Source organism: Streptomyces sp. NBC_01551 (assembly GCF_026339935.1).
Taxonomy (GTDB): Bacteria; Actinomycetota; Actinomycetes; order Streptomycetales; family Streptomycetaceae; genus Streptomyces.
Map to the genome: position 1 here is coordinate 16177 of NZ_JAPEPX010000003.1, position 19370 is coordinate 35546.

Sequence of the window (19370 nt, forward strand, 5' to 3'; positions counted from 1 at the left end):
CGCGGGCTACGGCGCGCAGCTGGTTCGGCGCGCCGGTTTTCAGCCTCGGGGAGCCGGTGATCTTGCGGGAGAGGGAACGGATGTTACCCGGTAATTGTCAATGCTCCGGACGTCGTTGGGCGGTGTTCCGGGGGGTGTCAACGCCTGCGTGAGAATCGGAAACGGCGCTGGTGGGGCGCGTTTTCCGGATGAGGGGGCGAGGCGATGGAACGACCTGTGGGACCGGCCGCGGCCGCGTACGCGGGCAAGCTGCGCTGGGCCGTGAAGCGCCACACCGCCACCGGCGGCACCCAGAGCAAGATGGCAGAAAGCATTCACATAGCCGCGTCCACCCTCTCGCGGTACATGAGCGGGAATCGGCTCGCCCCGCACGAGTCGCTGCACGCCATCAGGGCCTACATCGAGGCGCAATCCCCGCTCCTCTCCTTCCCCGAGGGGTTCTGGGAGGAGCTGGACGTGCTGTGCGACGCGGCACACCGCGCCAGCGAAGCCCCCACCGTCAAGAAGGTGGCCTATCTGACGGAAGAGCTGAGGCGGGCCGAGGAGCGGCTGCGTGATCTGGAACGTCAGGCGGGCGACCTCGCCGGAGAGCGGGACCAGGCTCTGGCCCGGGCGCAGGGTGCGCAGGGTGCGGAGAGGGCGCGCTTGTTCCTGCAGAGCCGTGTCACCGAGCAGGACCAGAGCTTGCGCACGGCCCGGGACTACATCCGCCGCATCGAGGCCGAACTCGCCGAGTACAGGGAACGGGCCGACCTGCTCCAGCAGGAAGTCGATGTCCTGCGCGAACAAAACCGTCGGCTCATCGAGGCCGAACCCGCCGTTCCCGCCCCGTCAACGCAGGTCAGCCAGCCGGGCCACGTCTACGCGCCCGAGCACGCCCACCCGGCTCCCCAGCCCGGCTCCGCGCCGGTGCCGGGCGGGGCGGAAGGCGCCGAAGAGGGTCCTGCCCAGTGGCAGGCTCCCCCACCGGTACCGCCCAGCCCCTGGGTGGTGGAAGAGGGATACGGGCAAGGGAGCCGTGACGACTTCACGTATGGCGAAGCGTTTCGGTACTCCGAGGCGGCCGCCCAGATCGCGCAGATCGCCCGGCTCGGGCTCGCCCAGCCCGGCTACCAAGACACCGTCCCAAACCCCTGCGTGGACGCATGGGCTGCTGACACCCCACACAACGCATGCGGCTACGGCGAGGGCAAGATGGCCGGCCCTCTCCACGCTCCGGCTGCCAAGGAACCGCCCCCGACCACCACGCCCGCACCCCCCGCACCCCAGAAGGAGGAGGACGAGGAGGACGAGGAAGTACTGCAGCGCACCTCGTGTATCCGGCGTAGCTACGCGGCTCCTCTACATCGGACGGGGCTGATGCTGCCAGACGCCGCGTTCCTCCTCCTCACCCTCCTCGTCACCGCGCTCATGTGCGCTGCGGCGGCCGCCGTTACCAAGCTCGCGGGCGCGAGGTGGGGCCGGGGACCTGTGGCGGATCCTCTCGCGGCCACGTCGGCACGTCGTCGTCCGGGCGCGGGACCGATGCCGACGGACCGGTGAGCGGATCCGCCAGGACGGCCGGGCCGGGTCTGCCCTGGGCCGACTACATGGCGGATCAGAATCGATTGGTCAGGCGGTGGCGTTCCGGCCGGTCCCAGGCCGCGGGACCGGCCGCGCCGCCTTGGATACGCACACCCGCACGACTACGGCCCGGTAGCCGGTGCCGGTTCCTCATCGGCCGGACCGGTATCGGTGGCACCGAAGGCCTGGAACAGTGCGGGAAGATCGCGTGCGGCGGCCTTGGCGTCTTGCCTGACGGGATAGAACTACTCCTGTGGCATGGGGGGATAGGCAATCCATCGACGATCAGCGGCCGACCACACGACCACGGTGCCGGGCGGCTGGGAGTCGAGGTCGAACTCCGCCATCAAGGTGTACGCCAGCCGCTGGTCCTCGAGCGGTGGCGAGTCCTCGGTGATCAGGAAGCCCTTGCCCAGCGCTGCCCCCTCCGGCCACTCCATGACGGCCCGATGTCCCTCGCTGTTCGCCGGCAGATCGTTGACGACCTCGCCCACGCGATCGGCGGCTTCGGTGCCGTGACGGGCGCGCATCGCGCCCCAGAACGCGGCCGCGCTGCGGACGACCGCGACCGCAGCGGCAAGCATCTGCGCGTACGGTTCGAGGTCCTCCACGCCCATGTCCGGTGAGTACTCGCGGACGTCACAGCCCGAGTCGTACAGGATCTGGGTGACCTTGTCGATCTGTTCCTCGTCCAGACCGGTGAGCTTGAGTTCGATGATTGGTTTGTGATCCATTGGCTTCCTTCCTGGGAGTGTCCCTGCGCGGTCTGTCTGGGAGCAAGGCAGCACCGTGGCCCCGGCCAGTACTCGTCACAGGCCTGTGTACGCGAATGCCGCCCAGTGCTCGGGTGACGCGAAAGGCTTTTGGTCGGGGGGGCCGCCGATGGCGGGCGCGCACCGGTAGTAGGCGTTTCCGTACCGGGTGTTCAGCTCCCGTGCGGTCGCGTTGCGCAGCGATCTCTGTGCACCGGCCAGGGCCGTCGGACCGCAATGCCCGGCGCGGATGTTGTCGTAGAACATCCTCAGGACGAGGGCTGCGGCCTGCTCCCGTACCCTCCACTGCGCGGCCACGACAGCGGCTGCGCCTGACTGGACGAGTGTGCCCGGCAGGCCCAGGACCTCGTCGGGAAGCCGCCGGTCAACTGTGTGGCCCTCGCAGGCCATCAGCACGACGAGGCGGGCACGGACACCGCCGTGGGCAAGGACCTCGCGTACGGACACCGCGCGATCGCGTCCGAAGAGGGCGCTGTCCAGGGCGTCGAGGCAGTCGGCGCGCCCGTGACAGTGCAGGTGGACGATGCCGCTCTGGTGAAGCGTCGCAGCCAGTTGGTCTCCGGAGGCGGATTCGTCGTCGGGGCTCGGGCCTGCCCCGTAGGTCGCTGCGAGGGTCCGCCCGCGAACCAGGTCCGGGAAGCCTGGTGCGGTGCGGACCAGTGCGAAGCTCATCGGCAGTACTGCCAGATCGCCCGGCCTGCGCGATGCGGCGTGTCGCAGCAGCCGGGCGTTGGGGGCGTACCGCACCCCTTGCAAAGCGGGAAGTTCAAGGAGTAGCGCGGCGTGCAGGGGAAGGAAGGACAGCGTGCCCACGGCCACGAGAGTCAGCAGCGGGCATGCCGCGAGACCTGCCGCGAGTGGCCCGCGGCGAAACTCCTCCACCAGCGGCTGGAGCGCCTGCCGGAGCTCGTGGAGTTCGCTTTCGGCGTTCGAGTTCGGTTCGCCGGTGTCCGGGGTCTGAGTCATCCGTTCGGCCTGGAGGTCGGGCAGAAGCACGGTCCGGGTCCTTCCGCTGACAGGAACCACGACCGCGTACCCGGTGTGCGCGGCCGAGGCCAGATACACCATCGCGCCATGAGAGGCCGCATCCCGAATGGTGCCCAGCGTTGAGGAGTGGTTGTCGGGGTCTGTCCTCAGGAGACGGACTGCGCTCTGCTCGGCCCGCCACAGGCCGCCCCGGGCCCGAAGCAGCTGAGGAAACTCGTGCGCCGCTGTCGATTCCCCCGCGCCGTGGTTGCCGGTGCCGGTCCTTGTGAGGTGGAGACGTACCTGCTCCGCCACGTTCCGCTGGGCTGCCAGCAGATCGTGCACGGCCTGACGCCCCCGTTCCCCAAGCCGCACCAACTCGTTCAGCCGGCCCGTGTCGGTTCCCGAGACCATGCTGCTGAGGAGGATCGCGCGGCTGTGTTCGAGGACGCACACGGCGGTGTCCGGCGCCCGACGACGCGAACGCAGGGTCCAGTAGCCGGCTTCGGCGGCCGCGGTTTGAGCGGCCGCCAGCAAAGCCATGCGGCCGTCCACGCGGGTCAGTGGTTCCTCGGCCAGTACAGCCGCCTGATGGCGGAGAGCCGCTGCGGCGTCGCGGGCCCGGCCGGTGCTCACTGCCGCCTCGACCCACGCGCTCGCGGCGCTGACACGACCGATCTGGTTGGTGGCCGCGATGGACTCAGCGGCATGCTTGAGGGCCTCCACCTCGGTGGTGGGCCTGCGTGTCCAAGGCCTCACCAGCGGCCCCGGCGCGATTGCTCCCAGGCGAGGATGCAGGCCATGTTGTAGTTGGCAGCCCGAGCGAAGGGCGCGCCCTGGGCCAGCATGCGGCGGTGGAGCAGCCGTTTCGCCTTTCGCATGTCCCTCTTCGGGCTCTGGTAGGGGGTCCCGGGGCGGATGGAGGCCGGGTCTGACGCCAGCTCGGCGCGCCGGATCAGGCAGGTGACCAGGCAGAGTGCCACGAAGTCACGCAGGGCCGGCTCGGCAGGGCTGTCGCGCAGGGCGGACTCCAGTGTGCGCACCGCCGTGTCGATCGCTTTGGCGATCTCAGCGGAATTGGGGAAGTCCGGGTTGGGGTACTCGGCAGCCGTATAACCCCACTCCACGCGACTGAGCTCACGCTTGGCCACGCGTTGGGTGCGGTGGCCACCGGGCGGGCTCGCGTCGGCGGCCTGCCCGTACCGGGTGACCATTTGCCCCAGCAGCTTGCCCCTCAGCGTGCCGGCTTCGATCTTGCCGCGAACCGTGCTCCCGTCGTCGAGGGTCCGCGGCCGGGGGTCGTCTGCCTCGATGTACTCCGCGAGCTGGTAGACCGTGAGCGCGAGTCGGTCGCCATCGGCCTCATACCAGGCAGCCCACAGTCGGGGGTCGCGGCGGGCAGCCTCGGCAAGGATGTCGAGCGCGTTCGGCAGGTTCCTGCCGTCCCCGGTCTGCTGGGCCAGCGCGTTCTCGACATCGTTGCGAAGGTTTGCCAAGGCACCCTGACGGTAGGGGTCACCGGCCATTGCCAGTTCATCCCGGACCAGGCGCCATGCCTCCTCGCTGGCCTGCTGGGAACGGTCGACGAGGCTGCTCATGGTCAGGGCGCGTATGAGATTGTCCGTGACTCGGTGGTGTGTGGGGCCACGGTCGGAGGCGTTCAAGGCCTGCTTGGCCATCTTGACCACGTACGGGGCTGCGGAGGGCGAGCCTGGATCGACGTCGCTCACCCGCATCTGCCACAGGTCCAGCGTCGGACCCAGCCCGAGTGCGTAACCGAGCCCCAGGACGCAGAGGACGGCGACGCCGACCGCTACGGCGACGCCCGGCGTCGTCTGGAACACCCACATCGACCACGCCGACGCGAGGAACGCAGGGAGCACCGACCAGGAAGCCGCGACGACCCGCCCCCGCCAGCGACCGTGCATCGTCGTGCGGTGGTGGTGCTTCCAGGACATGCCGGCCACGATGCTCAGGAAGGTGGCGATGACAATGGGCACCGAGGCCTGCCGCCATCCCGACAGTCCGCTGACGACGGCCATCAGCCAGGCCACGCCGGATATCGCCACGATTCGGAAGGCAACCTGGCGCTTCCAGGAACCCCTGTTCAACACCACTGATCGCCCCCCGATCGATGCACGGATGCCGTCATCCCCCCCGGACACGGCTCGATTGCGTCGACTAGCCCCACAACGAGGATAACGAATCGTAATCCTTCCAACACCGCCCGTGAATAGTGCATCCTCGTTGCCGCTCGTCCGAGGCGACCGACCGGCTCACCGTGGCCGCCGAGCACCGCGAGGGCTACAAGAGGGACCTGTACAAGCACGGGAACCACGGGCTGAACGCCACAGATGGCTGCGACCCGCAACAAGGCCACCGGGATAGTGCAGCGGATTCCCCGGCGGCGCAGGTAGGCTCGGTTTCTGCGGGAGGCGTACGCCTTGTCGGCCCGCACCCGATTGGGACGGACGCGTGGCCAGCCTGGCCCGATGCGGGGCGCGGTGGCCTCAGCTGCGGCCTCACCCAGGGACCCGCCGGCGACCAGGCCGTCTGCGCCCGGAGCGACGCCACCACGCACTGACACCCCGCCGAACAGCGGATTGCCCGGGCGGCTGTTTGTCGGAGCCCTCTGGCAGGCTGTGTCCGTGGACGAGGTCATAGGAACGCAGAAGCCGGTGCGCAGGATCCTCGACCCGGGTGAGGCGATCGCCGTGCTGGAAGCCGCTGTGCCCGGGCTGGCGGTACTTCGCCGGGAGGAGCGGGGCGTTTTCGACTGGCGGGCGGTCGAGGAGGGAATCGGACGGGCTCTGCCGTCCGACTTCAAGACCCTCGCCGAGTGGTATCCAGCCTTCCACCTGGACGACTTCCTGACCGTCAATTGACGGTCGTGACGGCTCTTGCTGGCGGCGACGGCCGCCCTGATCCGCAAGCCGGGTGCCTTCCCCGGCGCTACCGCGCTCGAACAGGCCCGTTCCGCAGGCAAGTTCACCCCAGTCCATGACGCCTGGTGGGCCGCGGCGGTCAAGGCCCACGGAGACACCGCCGGCACGAGGGCACTGATCGAGGTGCTGCTGCTGGGCCGCCACGTCTCCCACGAACATCTCGTCGCCGGGCTGGCCACTGCCCTGCGGGCCGGAGCTCTGACAGCAGACGCGGTCGCTCTGGAGGCCCGCAAGGCCGCCCAGGCGGAGGACGAGCCGGCTGGACTCGCGTCGTCGGCCGGACCGGCCGGTGAGGCGACGGTGACGTTTCTGCACGAGTGGCGGCTCGCGCACCTTCCCCCGGACACCAGGCCGCTGCCCTCGGTGACCCACTACGACCAACTGCTCCGACGCCGTCGCACCAGCGGCGGTGACCACCGCGAGGGAGAAGCACAGTGACCCTGCCCCGCCAGCGAGGACTGACCGAGCAGGCCGCCACCACGGCCATCGACACCGCCTGCCGCCTGCTGCGGCTTCCGTCGATCAGGAACGAGTTCTCCGACATCGCCGACCGGGCGATGAAGGACCAGATGACCTACCGCGGCTTCCTCGCCGAGCTGCTGATGGCCGAGTGCGACGACCGGGCCCGTCGCCGGTCGGAACGACGAATCAAGGCAGCCGGCTTTCCCCGGGACAAGTCCCTGCGAACCTTCGACTTCGACGCGAACCCCAACATCGACGCAGCCGCCATCCACACCCTCGCCAGCTGCGAGTGGATCAAGAAGAGCCAGCCGCTCTGCCTCATCGGCGACTCCGGCACCGGCAAGTCCCACATGCTGATCGCCCTGGGAACCGAGGCCGCGATGGCCGGCTACCGGGTCAAGTACGTGCTGGCGACGAAGCTGGTCAACGAACTCGTCGAGGCCGCCGACGAGAAGCAGCTGACCAAGACGATCGCCCGTTACGGCCGCGTCGATCTTTTGTGCATCGATGAGCTCGGCTACATGGAACTCGACCGCCGCGGCGCTGAACTCCTCTTCCAGGTTCTGACGGAACGGGAGGAGAAGAACAGCGTGGCCATCGCCTCGAACGAGTCGTTCGGCGGCTGGACCAAGACGTTCACCGACCCCCGCCTCTGCGCGGCCATCGTCGACCGCCTCACCTTCAACGGAACCATCATCGAGACCGGCACCGACTCCTACCGACTCGCCAGCACCCGAGCCCGCGCCGAGCACGCTAACGCCAGCTGACCGGAGCCCCCTGTTGGTCCGCTACCCAAGGGGCAGCGGACCAGCCAAGCCTCATGACCTGCTTCATTCTCCGAGTGCGAACGACGCCCGTTCTTGCCACTTCACGCCGTCGTGCACCAGGAGTTCAACCGACGAGACGTGAGACGTGAACGGGAGCCGGCCGGCGAGGTCGGCCTCGATCTCCTCCAGGACGGCACCTTCCTGCCCTTGAGCGATGGTCAGGTGCGGCACGATCTCGGCGAACCGGCCGCCATACGGCGGAGCCTCAGGCCAACGGTCAGAGATCGCCTCCGTGAGCTGCCGCAACTGCGTGTCAGGCTCGGGAACGAGATACAGCACTTCCGGAAGCCGTCCACATCTCTCGAACCGAAGGTCAAAGGCCTGGTGGCTGCCCAACACCTCCGCGAGAGCGGAGTAGACGAGCGCGTCTATTCGGCTCTCGTCGAGGAACGGGAAGAGCACGGTGATGTGGGCTGGAACCCCGGCCTGGGCTGAGGGGTCGAGCCGTTCACGCCACCCGCGGACGGCTGGCTCTGCCTCCGAAATCCGGACGATGAGCCCCGTCTGGCCCGCCTGAAACGTACTGGTGCTGTCATCTGCCATGACACCGCATGGTGTCACCTCTACCGCAGACAGCACGGCTCCTTTTCCGCCGAACGATCATGACCGATCTCCGAAGCCGGTCGACGAGCGGGACGACCAAGGTGCTGCCGCTGCCGCTAATTCCCGTGAACATCCAGAGTGCCGATGATCACTGAACGCCGCCGAAACCCACGAACAAACGCTGTCGGTTGAAGTGAACGAAGCCACGACAGCACTGCCATCACCGTGGTCGCGCCCTCGCCTTCGGAACCCGCCCACACGCCGAGGACGTCTTTGCGACCGTCCATGTCGACGCCGACGGCCAGGTAGACCGGCTTCGAAGTCACCGAGCCCGAGCGGATCTTCACCCACAACGCGTCGATGTAGATGATGGGCCAGATCGCATCCAGGGGCCGGGTTCTGCCAGCTCACCAGCTCATCAATCACCGCGTCGGTGACCTTGCTGATCAGTACTCGCAGCGCCTGCGGTCATGCCCCAAGCCCAAGGTGCTGCCCAGTAGTCAGCCGTGCGGGCCGCCACCCGGGGAAGGGTGGCGGCCCGCACTTGCTGCACCGGTCGGCACTTTCCTGCCGGACCCGGCTGCCCGGCGGCCGCCCGCCGTCAGGCGGCCGCCGGAAGCCCACCCCGCGGGTCAGTGGTGGCGCCGGCCCCAGAACTCGGTGTCGATGGTGCGGCCGCGGTCATCGCGCAGCGTGGCGGTGTCGGAGTGGTTGTCCCAGATATAGTCGCGGCGGTCCTGGTACAGGTCGGTGCGGGTGTCGCGGCCGTTGCCGGTGTGGATGCGGAGGGTGGCGCGGCCGGCGATGCGGACGTTGTCGAAGCGGTAGCGGTTGCCGTCGCTGTCGCGCAGGGTCCAGCCGCGGAGGTTGATGGCGTTGCGGGTGGTGTTGGTGATCTCGACCCATTCCGTGTTCAGGGAGCGGTTGGAGCGGTCGTCGCGTCCGGGGCTGTCGGCCTGGACCCTGCTGATCTCCACCCGCGGACGCTGCTGGCGGTGACCGTCTTGGGCGGCGGCCGGCAGCGCGGCCGCGCCGACCACGGCTCCGGCCGCCAGGACGGTCGCGGCGATACGACGGGCGGAGAAGGAAACAGACGTCATGGGTGACGCTCCCTCAAGAACCGTGTCCCACCGGTCGAAACAGGCAGGAGAGGCGGTGCGGAATCCCGGCCCGGAATGAGCCGAGGGCCACACTCTCGACCCGGCACGCGCCCCACCGCAGCCGTCGCAGGGGCCGGTTACCGGACACGGACATTCCCGCCACACTCGCCTGCACACCACACACACCCCTGACAGGCGTGACCCTGACAATCACTGACCGCTACACCCACCCGCCCCACCAGCAGCACCCCGGGCTCGTGCACTCCGGCGCACCACCCAGCGCACTCCTCCCCAGCCTCACCCGTCCGGAGCAGTTGACCGGGTAACAGCTGTTCTGCGGAGTTCTTCGTACTCGCGTCTAAATACGCACAATCCTTCGCTTCCTGCAGCAAGCGGTTCCGGCCCGTGAGCGGATAGTCGAGGTTGACCGACAGCGTGTCCCATACGTCTTCGAGTCCCACCGGGTCCTTGCCCCACACCGGGGAATCAAGGAGCTGACTCAGCCGTAGCAAACTGCCCCGCAAAGTCGCCGGATCGGTGCGGATCTCAACGTCGGCGAAGGGCTGGTACCGGACCCCTCTCCCAACTACGACAAGCGCCGAGCGGCTGGTTCACCCGCCCAGGGCGCCATATTCACCGAAGAAGCGCCACCGCACTCGCGCGTCAGGACTGGTGGAGGCGTAGCCAGGCTGTCAGTGCTGCCTGAAGCTCGGCGGCTTCCCGGGGGCCGAGAGTCTTGCTCATGGTGCCGGCGTGCAGGCGTACGCCTGCTGCGGTGACGGTCCAGCCGGGGCCTGGTCGGGGGCCGGAGGTCAGGGCTTGCCCGTCGGTCAGGGTGCGTAGTGCTTCCCGGACGCGCGGAGGCACCGCGGCGGTGCCGGGCGGGAAGGGGGTGCGGGGCCGCGGTGTGATCCCGATCGCCGTGTAGAAAGCGTCCAGCGCGTCTTCGAGGGATCCTGGCCGCGCGGGGGCGGCGCCTGTGAAGTCCGCGATGAGTTCCGGGTGCGGGCGCGGGGCGTGCGGCCCGTACGGGTGTGTGTGCAGGGGATGCTCGTCGGTGTCCAGGCGCAGGCAGGCGGGTGGGATGAGTTCGCGGGTGTAGCCGCGGCTGGTCAGGGCCGCGTAGGCCTTGCGCAGTTGGGCGGCTTGGCGCGGGACAGGGTGGGGGTCGGGGGCGATCGGCGCGTGGGGTTTCGCGGGCCGTGGCGCCATGCCGAGCAGGCCCGTGCTCTGGTGGAGCACGCCGGCCTCGGTCAGTACCAGCGTCGCCTGCCGGCCCTTCGCGTCCGAGCCGAGCCTGAAGCCGACCACCATGGTGCCCATCAGCATTGCCCTCCCCACGGCCGCCGACCACCGCGGCCCGTTACATCACGCTAGCGAGACGGCATCCGCCGAGGATGAGGTTGGCGATGTTCGACCCCGGCGACGGCCCGGGATGGTAGACACCCCGGGTCGGTGGGCTTCCGGAGCGGCAGAACGCGCCCGTGTCCCGATGACAGGGCGGCAAGAGGCCAAAGCGCGCCAGAGCCGGTCGAAAGCCGGCCCACACGGGCCCCGCCACAGTGCCGGTACCCCGGCTCGGCTTCATCTCGCGACCGGTCCACCGCCCCTAGGGCCTGTGTGCTGTCGTGATCAACTGCTGAGTTCTGGCCTGTTCGCGGGTTGGAATCCGGTAGGACTGGGGTTGTGACGCGTAGGCAACTCACCCATGCGCAGTGGAAGTTCATCGAGCCGTATCTGCCGATCGGTAGGTACGGCCCGTATCCGGAGCGGTTGCGGGAGCAGTTCGAGGGTGTGATCTGGCGGTTCCGCTCCAGTGGGCAGTGGCGGGAGATGCCTGCCGAGTTCGGCCCCTGGGCCACCGTCTACGGCCGGTTCCGCGTGTGGCGGGACGCCGGTGTGTTCACGGCACTGCTGGAAGGCCTGATCGCCGAGGGCGCCCGGGTGGGCAGGACGGACCTGTCGCTGGTCAGCGTGGACTCCACCACGGTCCGTGCCCACCACGACGCCGCCGGGATGCGGGTCAGCAAGCACCTGATGAAGGCCCTGGAAGAAGCCGTGCAGGAGCAGGAGACAGCCCGGCAAAAGGGGGCCGCGCGGAGGAACAGAACGGACAGGACGAACGCCGGAGCATCCGGCGCAGACACAGGATCCGGCTGAAGGAAGCCCTGCTCGGCAGGTCCCGGGGCGGACTCACGAGCAAGATTCATCTCGCCGCGGACCGTCGGTGTCGTCCGCTCGCGCTGGTCCTGACTGCCGGGCAGGCCGGGGACAGCCCGCAGTTCATCCCGGTACTCGCGAAGGTGAGGATCCGCCTGCCGGTCGGCCGTCCCCGCACGACGCCCGGCGCGGTCGCCGCGGATAAGGCGTACTCGTCCCGCGGCAATCGCGCCTACCTGCGCAAACGCGGAATCAAGGCCGTCATCCCGGAGAAACGGGACCAGGCCGCCAACCGCAGGAAGAAGGGCGCACGAGGTGGCCGGCCCGTCGTCCACGATGCCGACCTCTACAAGGAACGGAACACTGTCGAGCGCCTGATCAACAAGCTGAAAGCCTGGCGTGGGATCGCCACCCGCTACGACAAGTCCCCGGACAGCTACCTCGCCGGCCTCCACCTCCGCGCCGCCATGATCTGGATCGACGACCTCCTCAAAGCCGCCGACTGATCACGACATCACACAAGCCCTAGTGCGCCGCCTGGGCGAGGAGGAGTTCTCGGGCGCAGGCGGCCGGCTGCTGCTGGCCGGCAACGCCCTGCACGCCGATCTGGCCCCGGAAGCCGTCGGCAGCGGCGGGTTCGGCTGGATGATGTCGATGCTCGGCCAGAGCCACGGCTTCCCGGTCCCCGTCGGAGGGGCCGGCGCCCTGACCGCGGCACTCGTCCGACGCCTCCGGCGCCGCGGGGGCGTGCTGCGCTGCGGGGAGCGGGTCACGTCCGTCGTCGTACGCGGTGACAGGGCCGTGGCGGTCAGGACCGCCGGCGGAGAGACGGTGGGCGCACGTCGGGCCGTGCTCGCCGATACGTCGGCGACCGCGTTGTACCGGGACCTCGTAGGGCGGGATCGCCTCCCGTCCCGACTGCTGCGGGACCTGGAACGCTTCCAGTGGGACTTCGCGACTTTCAAGGTCGACTGGGCCCTGGCCGGACCGGTGCCGTGGACGGCACCGCAGGCCGCCGGGGCCGGCACCGTCCACATCGCCGACAGCATCGACGGCCTGACCCGATTCGCCTCACAGATCGCCATGGGACGTCGAGACCGTCTGGCCCCGCACCACCGTCCAGACCTGCGTGGTCCACCTCCTGCGGAACTCCTTCCGCTATGCCGCCCGCCAGGACTGGGACAAGATCGCAAAGCTCCTCAAGCCCATCTACACCGCTCCCACCGAGGACGCGGCCCTCGAGCGCTTCGCTGAGTTCGCCGACGCCTGGGGCCGCAAGTATCCGGCGATCGTCAGGCTCTGGGAGAACGCCTGGGAGGAGTTCACCCTGTTTCTGCGGTTCGACACCGAGATCTGCCGCATCGTCTGCACCACGAACGCCATCGAGTCCGTGAACGCCAGGATCCGGCGGGCGGTCAAGGCCCGCGGGCACTTCCCCAACGAGCAGGCCGCCCTGAAATGCGTCTACATGGCGATCATGTCGCTCGACCCCACCGGCAAGGGGCAGGCCCGCTGGACCATGCGCTGGAAGACCGCACTGAACGCCTTCGACATCACCTTCGACGGCCGGCTCTCCGCAGAACGTCAGTAACCCCAACCACCCTCGATACACCGTTCGATTGACAGACCCGCTGCCCGCCCGGCTCCCGTACGGCGGCTACCACCTGTGGCTCCGGCTGCCGGACGGCCGGGACGAGGCCGCGCTCACCGCCGACGCCCTCCGGGCCGCAGTGGCCGTCACCCCGGGCCGGACGTACTTCACCGCCGAGGCCCCCGCCCCGCACGTGCGGCTCAGCTATGCCTGCGCGGACAGTCCGGAGCGGCTGGCCGAGGGCGCACAGCGGCGGCACCGTACGGCCAGGACGGCTGAGCACCGATCCGGCTGCGGTCTGCCAGGCGCACGAGAGCGTCGTTCCCGAGCTACCGCGTCGGCGGTTGCGGCCCGCGCAGCTTCAGCTCGGCCTCGGCGGCCGCCGACAGCGCGCCGGCCCGGTACTCCTCCCATCCGGGCCCGAAGGAGGCGAAGCGGTCCGCGACGCGCAGGTGGAAAGCGAGCACCTTCTCCCGGGCCTCGCGGACGGCGGCCGTCTTACGGGGCTCGTACGGCGTGTCCTCCATCCAGTCGATCTCGCATGTGCCGTCCATGACCTCGAAGCGGGTGACGTCCATACCGGCCAGCCGCTCGGCCTCGGCCGCGAGGAACTCGCCGAGCGGCTGCCAGGTGTTCGCCAGCTCGCCTCGGAGCTCCTCCCCCTGCTCGCCCCGGCCCTCGGCCTCGGCGAGGGCCTCCTCCAGGAGCGACTGTGCCTTGGCCAGCATTGATGCGGCGTGCCCCGGGCGACCGCCCGCCGCCTCGGACTGCCGGGCCCGGGAGCGAAGCAGGCCCGCCCGTTCCACCGCCGAACCGTTTTCCCACGCCTCCTGGTACGCGGCCTCTGGTCCGGTCTCAGGCGCCTCGGCCGTCTCCCGCAGCCCCGCCGCGTAGTAGGGCCCGCAGACATAGGCCTGGCCGAGCCGTTCGGCTCCCTCCACCAGCTGCTGTGCCGCGGTCGGGTGCTCCCCGAGCCCGCGCAGCGACCGGCCGAGGACCTCCCTCGCGCGCAACAGGTGGTCGCCGCCGTGCCAGTTGCGAGCATCCGGAAGCAGCGCCCGGACCACCTCGGCGGCCTCCTCGTACCGGCCCGTCCCGCAGTAGGCCTCGGCGAGGGCAAGGTACGCGAGGGCGGTCTGCCGCGAGGCCTGCTCCGGCGCGCAGGCCTCGTACCAGAGGCCCGCTCGGAGCGCGTGCCGCGTGGTGTCCTCGTACGCCGCGGACTCCAGCGCGAGGCGGGCGAGCAGCAGGTACACGTTGCCGACCGACTCCGGATCGACCGGGCCGGCGCCGTGTCCCATCGCCTCGTACGCGGCGGCCGCGGCGGCCTCGGCGGCGGGACGCTCGCGAAGGCCGGCGAGCTCCCGCGCCAGCTCCAGGAACGGCTCGACGGCGTCCCACGGGCGCCCGGCCAGCAGGTGGTTGTCCGAGCAGGCCCGCAGGAGCACGACCCTGCGGTCGCTGTTCCGGAACACGCAGTCGGCGGCGGCGCGCTGGGCCTGAGCCGCGAGCGACCGGAGCTCAGGACTCTCCTCGTCCGTCCTGGCCGCGGCCTCGGCGTAGGCGGCGGCATAGGTGAAGAACCGCTCCACCTCGCCCAGGGAGTGCACGTCACCGACGGAGCGGACCACGTCCGCGGTCCGGCCGCGGGCCAGCAGCACGGCCGTGACCTGGCGAGGTGTGGCGGAGCCAGCCTCGGCCAGGGCTCGCACCGCCCGCTCCGCCTCGTCGGCCAGCGCGAGCGCCTCCTCGCCGCGTTCGTGTCCGTAGGCCAGCGTCAGCGCGGCGTGGGCGCGGTTGACGGCGGCCTCGGCCGGTGCACCGCTCGCCCGGAACGCCTCGGCTGCCTCCTCGAACGCGTCCATGGCAGCCGCCAGGTCCTCGTCGGAGGGCCAGATTCCGACCTGCACGATCTCTTCGGCGAGCCGCAGCCCGCGCTGGGCTGCGAGCTCGGCGCGCAGGCAGCCGTCGACCAGCCGCCCGGCCGCCTCCTGGTCCAGAACCGACCAGGCCGCCCGGCTGTCCGGGTGGCCGCTGTCGCGCAGCCGTCGCGCCTCGGCGAGCAACTGGTCGAAGTCCCGGACCGGACCCGGCTGCCACTCCCCGCCCGGGACGGTGGCTCGGGCGAGGGCAGGCAGGCCGCCGCGGATGCCGAGCGGGAGACGTTCCAGCAGTGGCTGCTGCTCCGACCTGGCACGGCTGCGGTCCGAGACGGCCGTGTTGCCGTTGCGCCGGTCGAACCGCACGCTCAGGGTGCCGCGTTCGCGGTCGCAGTGGAGCAGGAGGGCGTCCACCGTCCAGGCCGGGCCCGGCGGTCCGGTGACCGGTTCGGCGCCGAGGCCCAGCGCGGCGAGGCGGCGCAGCAGCAGGACGGCGGATTCCAGCAGGGACAGTCGCTTCGCCGGGTTGCTGCCGCCGTCCAGGTGCACCGCGTGCCGGCCGAGGATGTCCAGGCCGCGGGTCTCGTTGCCGGTCAGGGCGCAGAACTCGATGTGGTGCCCGATCTCCTCGAGCACCTGTCCCTTGCCCCGAACCAGCCGATAGCCGCGCAGGTGGTGGGCGCGAGCCTGGTCCAACCGGCCCAGCCGTACCAGCGGCAGCAGGGAATGGGCGAGCACCCGCCCCGGCTCCCCGGCGCAGTCGTCGCCGCCTGCGAGTACGGCCTCCCAGATCCGCAGGGCCTCGGCGTCGCGGCCCTGCCGGACGTGCCAGGCGCCGAGGGCGGTGTCCGGCCGTCCCGGGTCGACGGCCGGCCACTGCCGGAGCAGTTCCTCGGCGCGGACGTGGTCCCCGAGATGGGTGGCGAGGAGGAACTCCTGCGCCCGGACGGTGCGGTGCGGGAGTCCGGCCAGAGCGCGGCGCCGCTCCATTCCCCCGGCCCACCGCTCGATCGAGGCGAGCGGAACCTCCGGGTGGTCCAGGCCGCTGATCCACTCGAACTCACCGACCAGCCGGTTCGAGGCGCGGCCGCCGAAGAGCGACGGATCCTCGTCCCACAGCCGCAGCGCCTGGTCGAAGACCTCGAACATCCGGCCGCGCTCGTCGCCTCGGTCGTAGGCGGACATCAGCGTGGCCATCGCGTTCAGCAGCAGCGGCGCGTCCGCCGTCGCCCGGGCGCGGTCGACCAGCGCCTCGGCGCGGCTGCTCCGCGCTCGGCCTGCCGGGACGGTGACGACCTGCGCCAACTCCTGGCGGATCTCCTTGACGAGCGCGCTCATCGGCCGGTCTCGCATGCTTGGGTCAGCAGTCATCATCTTCGGGTGCGCAGACGTCTGCCGCAGGACCGGGGCAGCTGCGCGGGTAAAGCGACCGTCGTGGGGTCGCGCGAGTCAAAACACCAGGGTACGGCGGCGAACTGACATTCGGACAGGCGCCGCCCCACCGCTCCGTCAGCCGTGGCCTTCACCTCTGACAACCGCGCCGCTTTCGGCGTCAAGCGGATGTTGGCTTTGTACGCGACGAAGAGCAGCGTTTTGACAGCAGTTCGGGAGGCACCCTGGCCGTCGACGCCGAGCCGTTGCTCATGACGTCCGAAGGCACCGCCCGGCACCGGGATGTAGTGCCAGCGGTCTGGACGTCCTCGGGAGCCGGGTCGCTCGGGGCAAAAGCGCTGGCTACGGAGCCAGGTGACCGGTGGCGCGGCTCCGACGCCGTCTCGCGGCACGCTGCGGTGTACTGCCTCCGGTTCTCGGGTTCTGGCACAACTTCCGTGCTGAGTGACGCTCCGTTACGTCTGAACATCGAAGAGAGCGATGGAAGGGGGTGGCGGCGCAAGCACTGCGCGAAGGCGCGTGAGTATGGCTCGCCACTGCTTCCAGTCCTCCGGGTCGACCCAGTTTGAGGCCAGCCCATCCTCGTCGCCGACGATGCGGGCGAGGGCTTCGTCGGCGAGTGCGCGCAAGTCGGAGGGGAACAGGGGCATAGGTGTTTCCGGGCCGTAGGGCGTGTCGACAGCGTCGCCTTCCGGACATTGCGCCGCGATCAAGGCGGCAGCGGCCACCGCCTCTTCCGCTTCCGTGAGATAGCCGGTTGCGTCGATCGTTCGGACGAGGACCCCTCGGATCAGGGCTTCGCGTGCCTCGGGCTCGGCATCGTCGAGTGCGTTGGCGAAGTCTGCGGCTGTGTCGTTGTCGAAAGGGCCGGTATCCCAGGTGCCCATGCTGCTCTCCTTGCGTATGGTCGCCCGGATCCTCGCATCACGCACTGACAACACGATTACGGGGCCAGAAGGACCCGTTTGCGAAGAAGGTGGAAGCCTGCGCGGCCGAACATCTGGCGCTTGAGCACCTTGATCCGGTTGACGTGGCCTTCGACGACTCCGGAGTTCCAGGGCAGGGTGAGCCCGGCGATGACGGCATCACGGTCTCGGTCGATGCCAGCGGCGAGGGTGTGGAGGCTGGGAAGGTCGTCCTGCCGGACGGCGTCGAGCCAGTCCGGAAGTCGTTCGCCTTGGCGCTCGGTGAGCTGGTCGCGAAGGACCGGACGTGGCGGGTCAAAGCGTCGAGTTCGGGGCAGTGTGTCCGGACGGACTTGAGTTGGATCTGCTCGGACTCGGTGAGGGTGTCCGGGCGGCGAAGGATCCATCCGGCGACCCTTCGGGACGAGGGCGGCCGTGCGGTCACCGGCCTTGGTGAGGTGCGCTTGTCGTGCAGGTAGGCGCGGACGCGCTGGTAGCTGCCTTTGTAGCCGAGAGGCAGGATCTCCTCCCAGAGTTTCCAGGCGTTGGTGCAGCCCTCGTTCCAGCGGTCGTCCAGGTAGGGCTTGTAGTCGTCGAGAACGGAGGGCCGGTTCTGCCATTGGCCGGTGAACAGGTCCTCCGGCTTCGCGACATCGGCGAACTGTTTGACAGTCCGCCAGGTCATCCCGAGTTGTCGCTGGATCGAGCGTTGGCTGTGCCCTGCCTTCAGCAGGGCGTGCACGGCTGCGTGCCGGGACCGGGTCCGGTCGGCGAACCGGTGTCCGCGTGGCCATGGCGACGCGGTCTGGCCCGCGGCCGGGACTGTCACAGGCTGGGGCTCAGGTGACGCGGGTATCAGAACGTGCAAGCAGCGGCGATGCTGGGCAACACTCCGCTCGGCGGCTTCGCTCAGGTTGTGCCAGAGGTGCCACCAGTCCGCGACCTGGACCGCCTGCGGCGCTCCGGCGGCGACGCCCTCGGCAAAGAACGGTGCCCGGTCCCGGCAGACCACCTCGACGCCTGGCCGCTGGGCGAGCCACGCCGCCAGACTGGATGCCTCCCGGTCTGGGAGAAGATCGATTGGACGGCGGGTTTCGACGTCCACGAGGACGGTGCCGTAATGGCGGCCCTTGCGGGTGGCGTACTCGTCGACGCCGACCACCCGCGGCGCCGGTACTTCCGGCTCGGGCAGGGCGTTGACCAGGCGCAGGACAGTGCTCCGGTTCACGGACACGCCGAGGACGTCGGCCAGCCGGGCGCCGGCCCGGCCAGCCAGGGCGAGACCGAGTTCCGCGAGGGTCGAGCGCAGTCGTTCCGTGCGCTGACCGTGCCTGCGGGTCAGGCCGGGGATATCTTCTCCACGAAGGTCCGGCGCCGACACAAGGCCGTCCGGCACCGGAACCGCCGGACGCGAAGCTGGAGCACGACCCTTCGCCCGGCGGTGGGCACGTCGGCAGGAAACCGCAGGTAGGAACTGTGAACGTGGGTCGACCAGGCCCCGCATTCCGGGCAGGCGGCGCCAGTCGTGGTGCACTTCGCGTCAACGCGCACTATCGCGATGTTCACGTCCACCGACAGCACTGTGACGTTCGCGATCGACGGGAACAGCAGCTCCTTCAGTCGGAGCACGACCTCTTCCACAGCCCCGTACTGTCGGCCCAACTGCCCTGACCACGGCTCATTTTCGGGCGACTTCGAGCACTGCCCCTCGACGCTCAGCTGTCACTCAGAGTTACTACTGCACGGAAGCTGAGCCAGAACCCTAGAAATGACGTCACCTGACGGTGGTGAGGATCCGGATCTGTGTGAATTGTTGATCTTGCGGTTGCTGGAGTCCGGTGGGGCATCCTGGTGCGATGAATGATGTCGAGGCGATGTGGCAGTCGTGGTTGTCCGGACTCACACCGTCGAAGCGAGCCGCGGCGGAGTTGCTTCGGACGCAGTTCGAAGCTCTTGGTGCGGCTGACGCACCGGGTTGGGCACGGTCTGAGATTGATGAGAACCAGCCGCAGCTGGCACGGTTCGTGCTGCTCCGCTCCTTGTGGCGGGGTGCGATCGACGGGTGGGCCGACCCGGGAGCTTTGGAACAGGTGCCGGCAGCCCGGCGCTTGTTGGATGCGGGGGCAGACCGGGACGACCTAGTGGTGCTGGCTCGGGCTATCGCCTACGAATCGGTATTCGCCGTGGTGGACGAGCTTGACTGCGGCGGGGACGTGAACGTCTCAGGGGCCGATGTCGGCTGGGCGGTCATGGAGTCTGGCGA

14 protein-coding genes and 6 pseudogenes are annotated in these 19370 nt (G+C 69.6%); 8 read left to right on the plus strand and 12 right to left on the minus strand.

Features of this window, described 5'->3' with window-relative positions; translation table 11 throughout:
* Positions 1-204 precede the first annotated feature (204 nt).
* Complete coding sequence (locus tag OG982_RS30230; RefSeq protein WP_266950166.1) at positions 205-1542, plus strand: hypothetical protein; 1338 nt, start codon at positions 205-207, stop codon at positions 1540-1542.
* 266 nt (positions 1543-1808) lie between these two features.
* Here OG982_RS30230 and OG982_RS30235 read toward each other — a convergent pair whose 3' ends face one another.
* From OG982_RS30235 to OG982_RS30250, 4 genes and pseudogenes are all read right to left on the minus strand, one after another.
* Entirely contained in the window at positions 1809-2297 is a 489-nt protein-coding gene (locus tag OG982_RS30235) for a hypothetical protein (protein ID WP_266793891.1), read from the minus strand.
* Positions 2298-2372: 75 nt separating this feature from the next.
* A complete protein-coding gene (locus OG982_RS30240; RefSeq protein ID WP_266950168.1) occupies positions 2373-4028 on the minus strand; it encodes a CHAT domain-containing protein in 1656 nt (551 codons plus the stop codon).
* A gap of 29 nt (positions 4029-4057) precedes the next feature.
* A complete protein-coding gene (locus OG982_RS30245) occupies positions 4058-5371 on the minus strand; it encodes a hypothetical protein (protein ID WP_266950170.1) in 1314 nt (437 codons plus the stop codon).
* A 311-nt stretch (positions 5372-5682) separates the two neighbouring features.
* Positions 5683-5787: pseudogene (locus OG982_RS30250) on the minus strand (IS5/IS1182 family transposase); the annotation flags it as partial.
* Between the two features lie 163 nt (positions 5788-5950).
* Between OG982_RS30250 and OG982_RS30255 the strand changes: the two are divergent.
* The 3 genes from OG982_RS30255 to istB are packed head-to-tail and all read left to right on the plus strand — an operon-like array spanning position 5951 to position 7476.
* On the plus strand, positions 5951-6187 hold the full coding sequence (locus tag OG982_RS30255) for a hypothetical protein (RefSeq protein WP_266950172.1): 237 nt from the start codon (positions 5951-5953) through the stop codon (positions 6185-6187).
* A 15-nt stretch (positions 6188-6202) separates the two neighbouring features.
* Positions 6203-6685, plus strand: coding sequence for a hypothetical protein (locus OG982_RS30260; RefSeq protein ID WP_266950174.1), 483 nt, complete (start codon positions 6203-6205; stop codon positions 6683-6685).
* A complete protein-coding gene (istB, locus tag OG982_RS30265; RefSeq protein WP_266950176.1) occupies positions 6682-7476 on the plus strand; it encodes an IS21-like element helper ATPase IstB in 795 nt (264 codons plus the stop codon). The genes OG982_RS30260 and istB overlap by 4 nt, the downstream gene beginning before the upstream one ends.
* 63 nt (positions 7477-7539) lie before the next feature.
* Here the strand turns inward: istB and OG982_RS30270 are convergent, their stop codons facing one another.
* The 4 genes from OG982_RS30270 to OG982_RS30285 all read right to left on the minus strand — a co-directional run bounded on the left by OG982_RS30270 (position 7540) and on the right by OG982_RS30285 (position 10502).
* Entirely contained in the window at positions 7540-8079 is a 540-nt protein-coding gene (locus OG982_RS30270; RefSeq protein ID WP_266950178.1) for a 2'-5' RNA ligase family protein, read from the minus strand.
* A gap of 116 nt (positions 8080-8195) precedes the next feature.
* On the minus strand, positions 8196-8426 hold the full coding sequence (locus OG982_RS30275; RefSeq protein ID WP_266950180.1) for a transposase: 231 nt from the start codon (positions 8424-8426) through the stop codon (positions 8196-8198).
* Between the two features lie 285 nt (positions 8427-8711).
* Positions 8712-9179 (minus strand): lamin tail domain-containing protein, encoded by a 468-nt coding sequence (locus OG982_RS30280; protein ID WP_266793886.1) that lies wholly within the window; start codon positions 9177-9179, stop codon positions 8712-8714.
* A 663-nt stretch (positions 9180-9842) separates the two neighbouring features.
* On the minus strand, positions 9843-10502 hold the full coding sequence (locus OG982_RS30285) for a hypothetical protein (RefSeq protein WP_266950181.1): 660 nt from the start codon (positions 10500-10502) through the stop codon (positions 9843-9845).
* A 363-nt stretch (positions 10503-10865) separates the two neighbouring features.
* On the opposite strand from OG982_RS30285, the pseudogene OG982_RS30290 reads away from it, so the two are divergent.
* The 4 pseudogenes from OG982_RS30290 to OG982_RS30305 form a co-directional block, all read left to right on the plus strand.
* Positions 10866-11845 (plus strand): annotated as a pseudogene (locus tag OG982_RS30290) (IS5 family transposase).
* 22 nt (positions 11846-11867) lie between these two features.
* A pseudogene (locus tag OG982_RS30295) lies at positions 11868-12431 on the plus strand (phytoene desaturase family protein); the annotation flags it as partial.
* A gap of 7 nt (positions 12432-12438) precedes the next feature.
* A pseudogene (locus OG982_RS30300) lies at positions 12439-12930 on the plus strand (transposase); the annotation flags it as partial.
* 40 nt (positions 12931-12970) lie between these two features.
* Positions 12971-13183 (plus strand): annotated as a pseudogene (locus OG982_RS30305) (PLP-dependent aminotransferase family protein); the annotation flags it as partial.
* A 76-nt stretch (positions 13184-13259) separates the two neighbouring features.
* On the opposite strand, the gene OG982_RS30310 reads toward OG982_RS30305, so the two are convergent.
* The 4 genes and pseudogenes from OG982_RS30310 to OG982_RS30325 form a co-directional block, all read right to left on the minus strand.
* Positions 13260-16148, minus strand: coding sequence for a tetratricopeptide repeat protein (locus tag OG982_RS30310; protein WP_266794118.1), 2889 nt, complete (start codon positions 16146-16148; stop codon positions 13260-13262).
* A gap of 509 nt (positions 16149-16657) precedes the next feature.
* Positions 16658-17089, minus strand: coding sequence for a DUF4259 domain-containing protein (locus tag OG982_RS30315; protein ID WP_266794119.1), 432 nt, complete (start codon positions 17087-17089; stop codon positions 16658-16660).
* 62 nt (positions 17090-17151) lie between these two features.
* Positions 17152-18503 (minus strand): annotated as a pseudogene (locus OG982_RS30320) (transposase); the annotation flags it as partial.
* On the minus strand, positions 18446-18748 hold the full coding sequence (locus OG982_RS30325; RefSeq protein WP_266794120.1) for a transposase family protein: 303 nt from the start codon (positions 18746-18748) through the stop codon (positions 18446-18448). The pseudogene OG982_RS30320 and the gene OG982_RS30325, both read right to left, overlap by 58 nt.
* Positions 18749-19370 lie beyond the last annotated feature (622 nt).

Excerpts from the sequence above, each read along its gene's own strand:
- OG982_RS30235 (WP_266793891.1), bottom strand. The coding sequence starts at position 2,297 with ATGGATCACAAACCAATCATCGAACTCAAGCTCACCGGTCTGGACGAG.
- OG982_RS30285 (WP_266950181.1), bottom strand. The coding sequence starts at position 10,502 with ATGGGCACCATGGTGGTCGGCTTCAGGCTCGGCTCGGACGCGAAGGGC.
- OG982_RS30315 (WP_266794119.1), bottom strand. The coding sequence starts at position 17,089 with ATGGGCACCTGGGATACCGGCCCTTTCGACAACGACACAGCCGCAGAC.
- OG982_RS30280 (WP_266793886.1), bottom strand. The coding sequence starts at position 9,179 with ATGACGTCTGTTTCCTTCTCCGCCCGTCGTATCGCCGCGACCGTCCTG.
- OG982_RS30270 (WP_266950178.1), bottom strand. The coding sequence starts at position 8,079 with ATGGCAGATGACAGCACCAGTACGTTTCAGGCGGGCCAGACGGGGCTC.
- OG982_RS30230 (WP_266950166.1), top strand. The coding sequence starts at position 205 with ATGGAACGACCTGTGGGACCGGCCGCGGCCGCGTACGCGGGCAAGCTG.
- OG982_RS30310 (WP_266794118.1), bottom strand. The coding sequence starts at position 16,148 with ATGAGCGCGCTCGTCAAGGAGATCCGCCAGGAGTTGGCGCAGGTCGTC.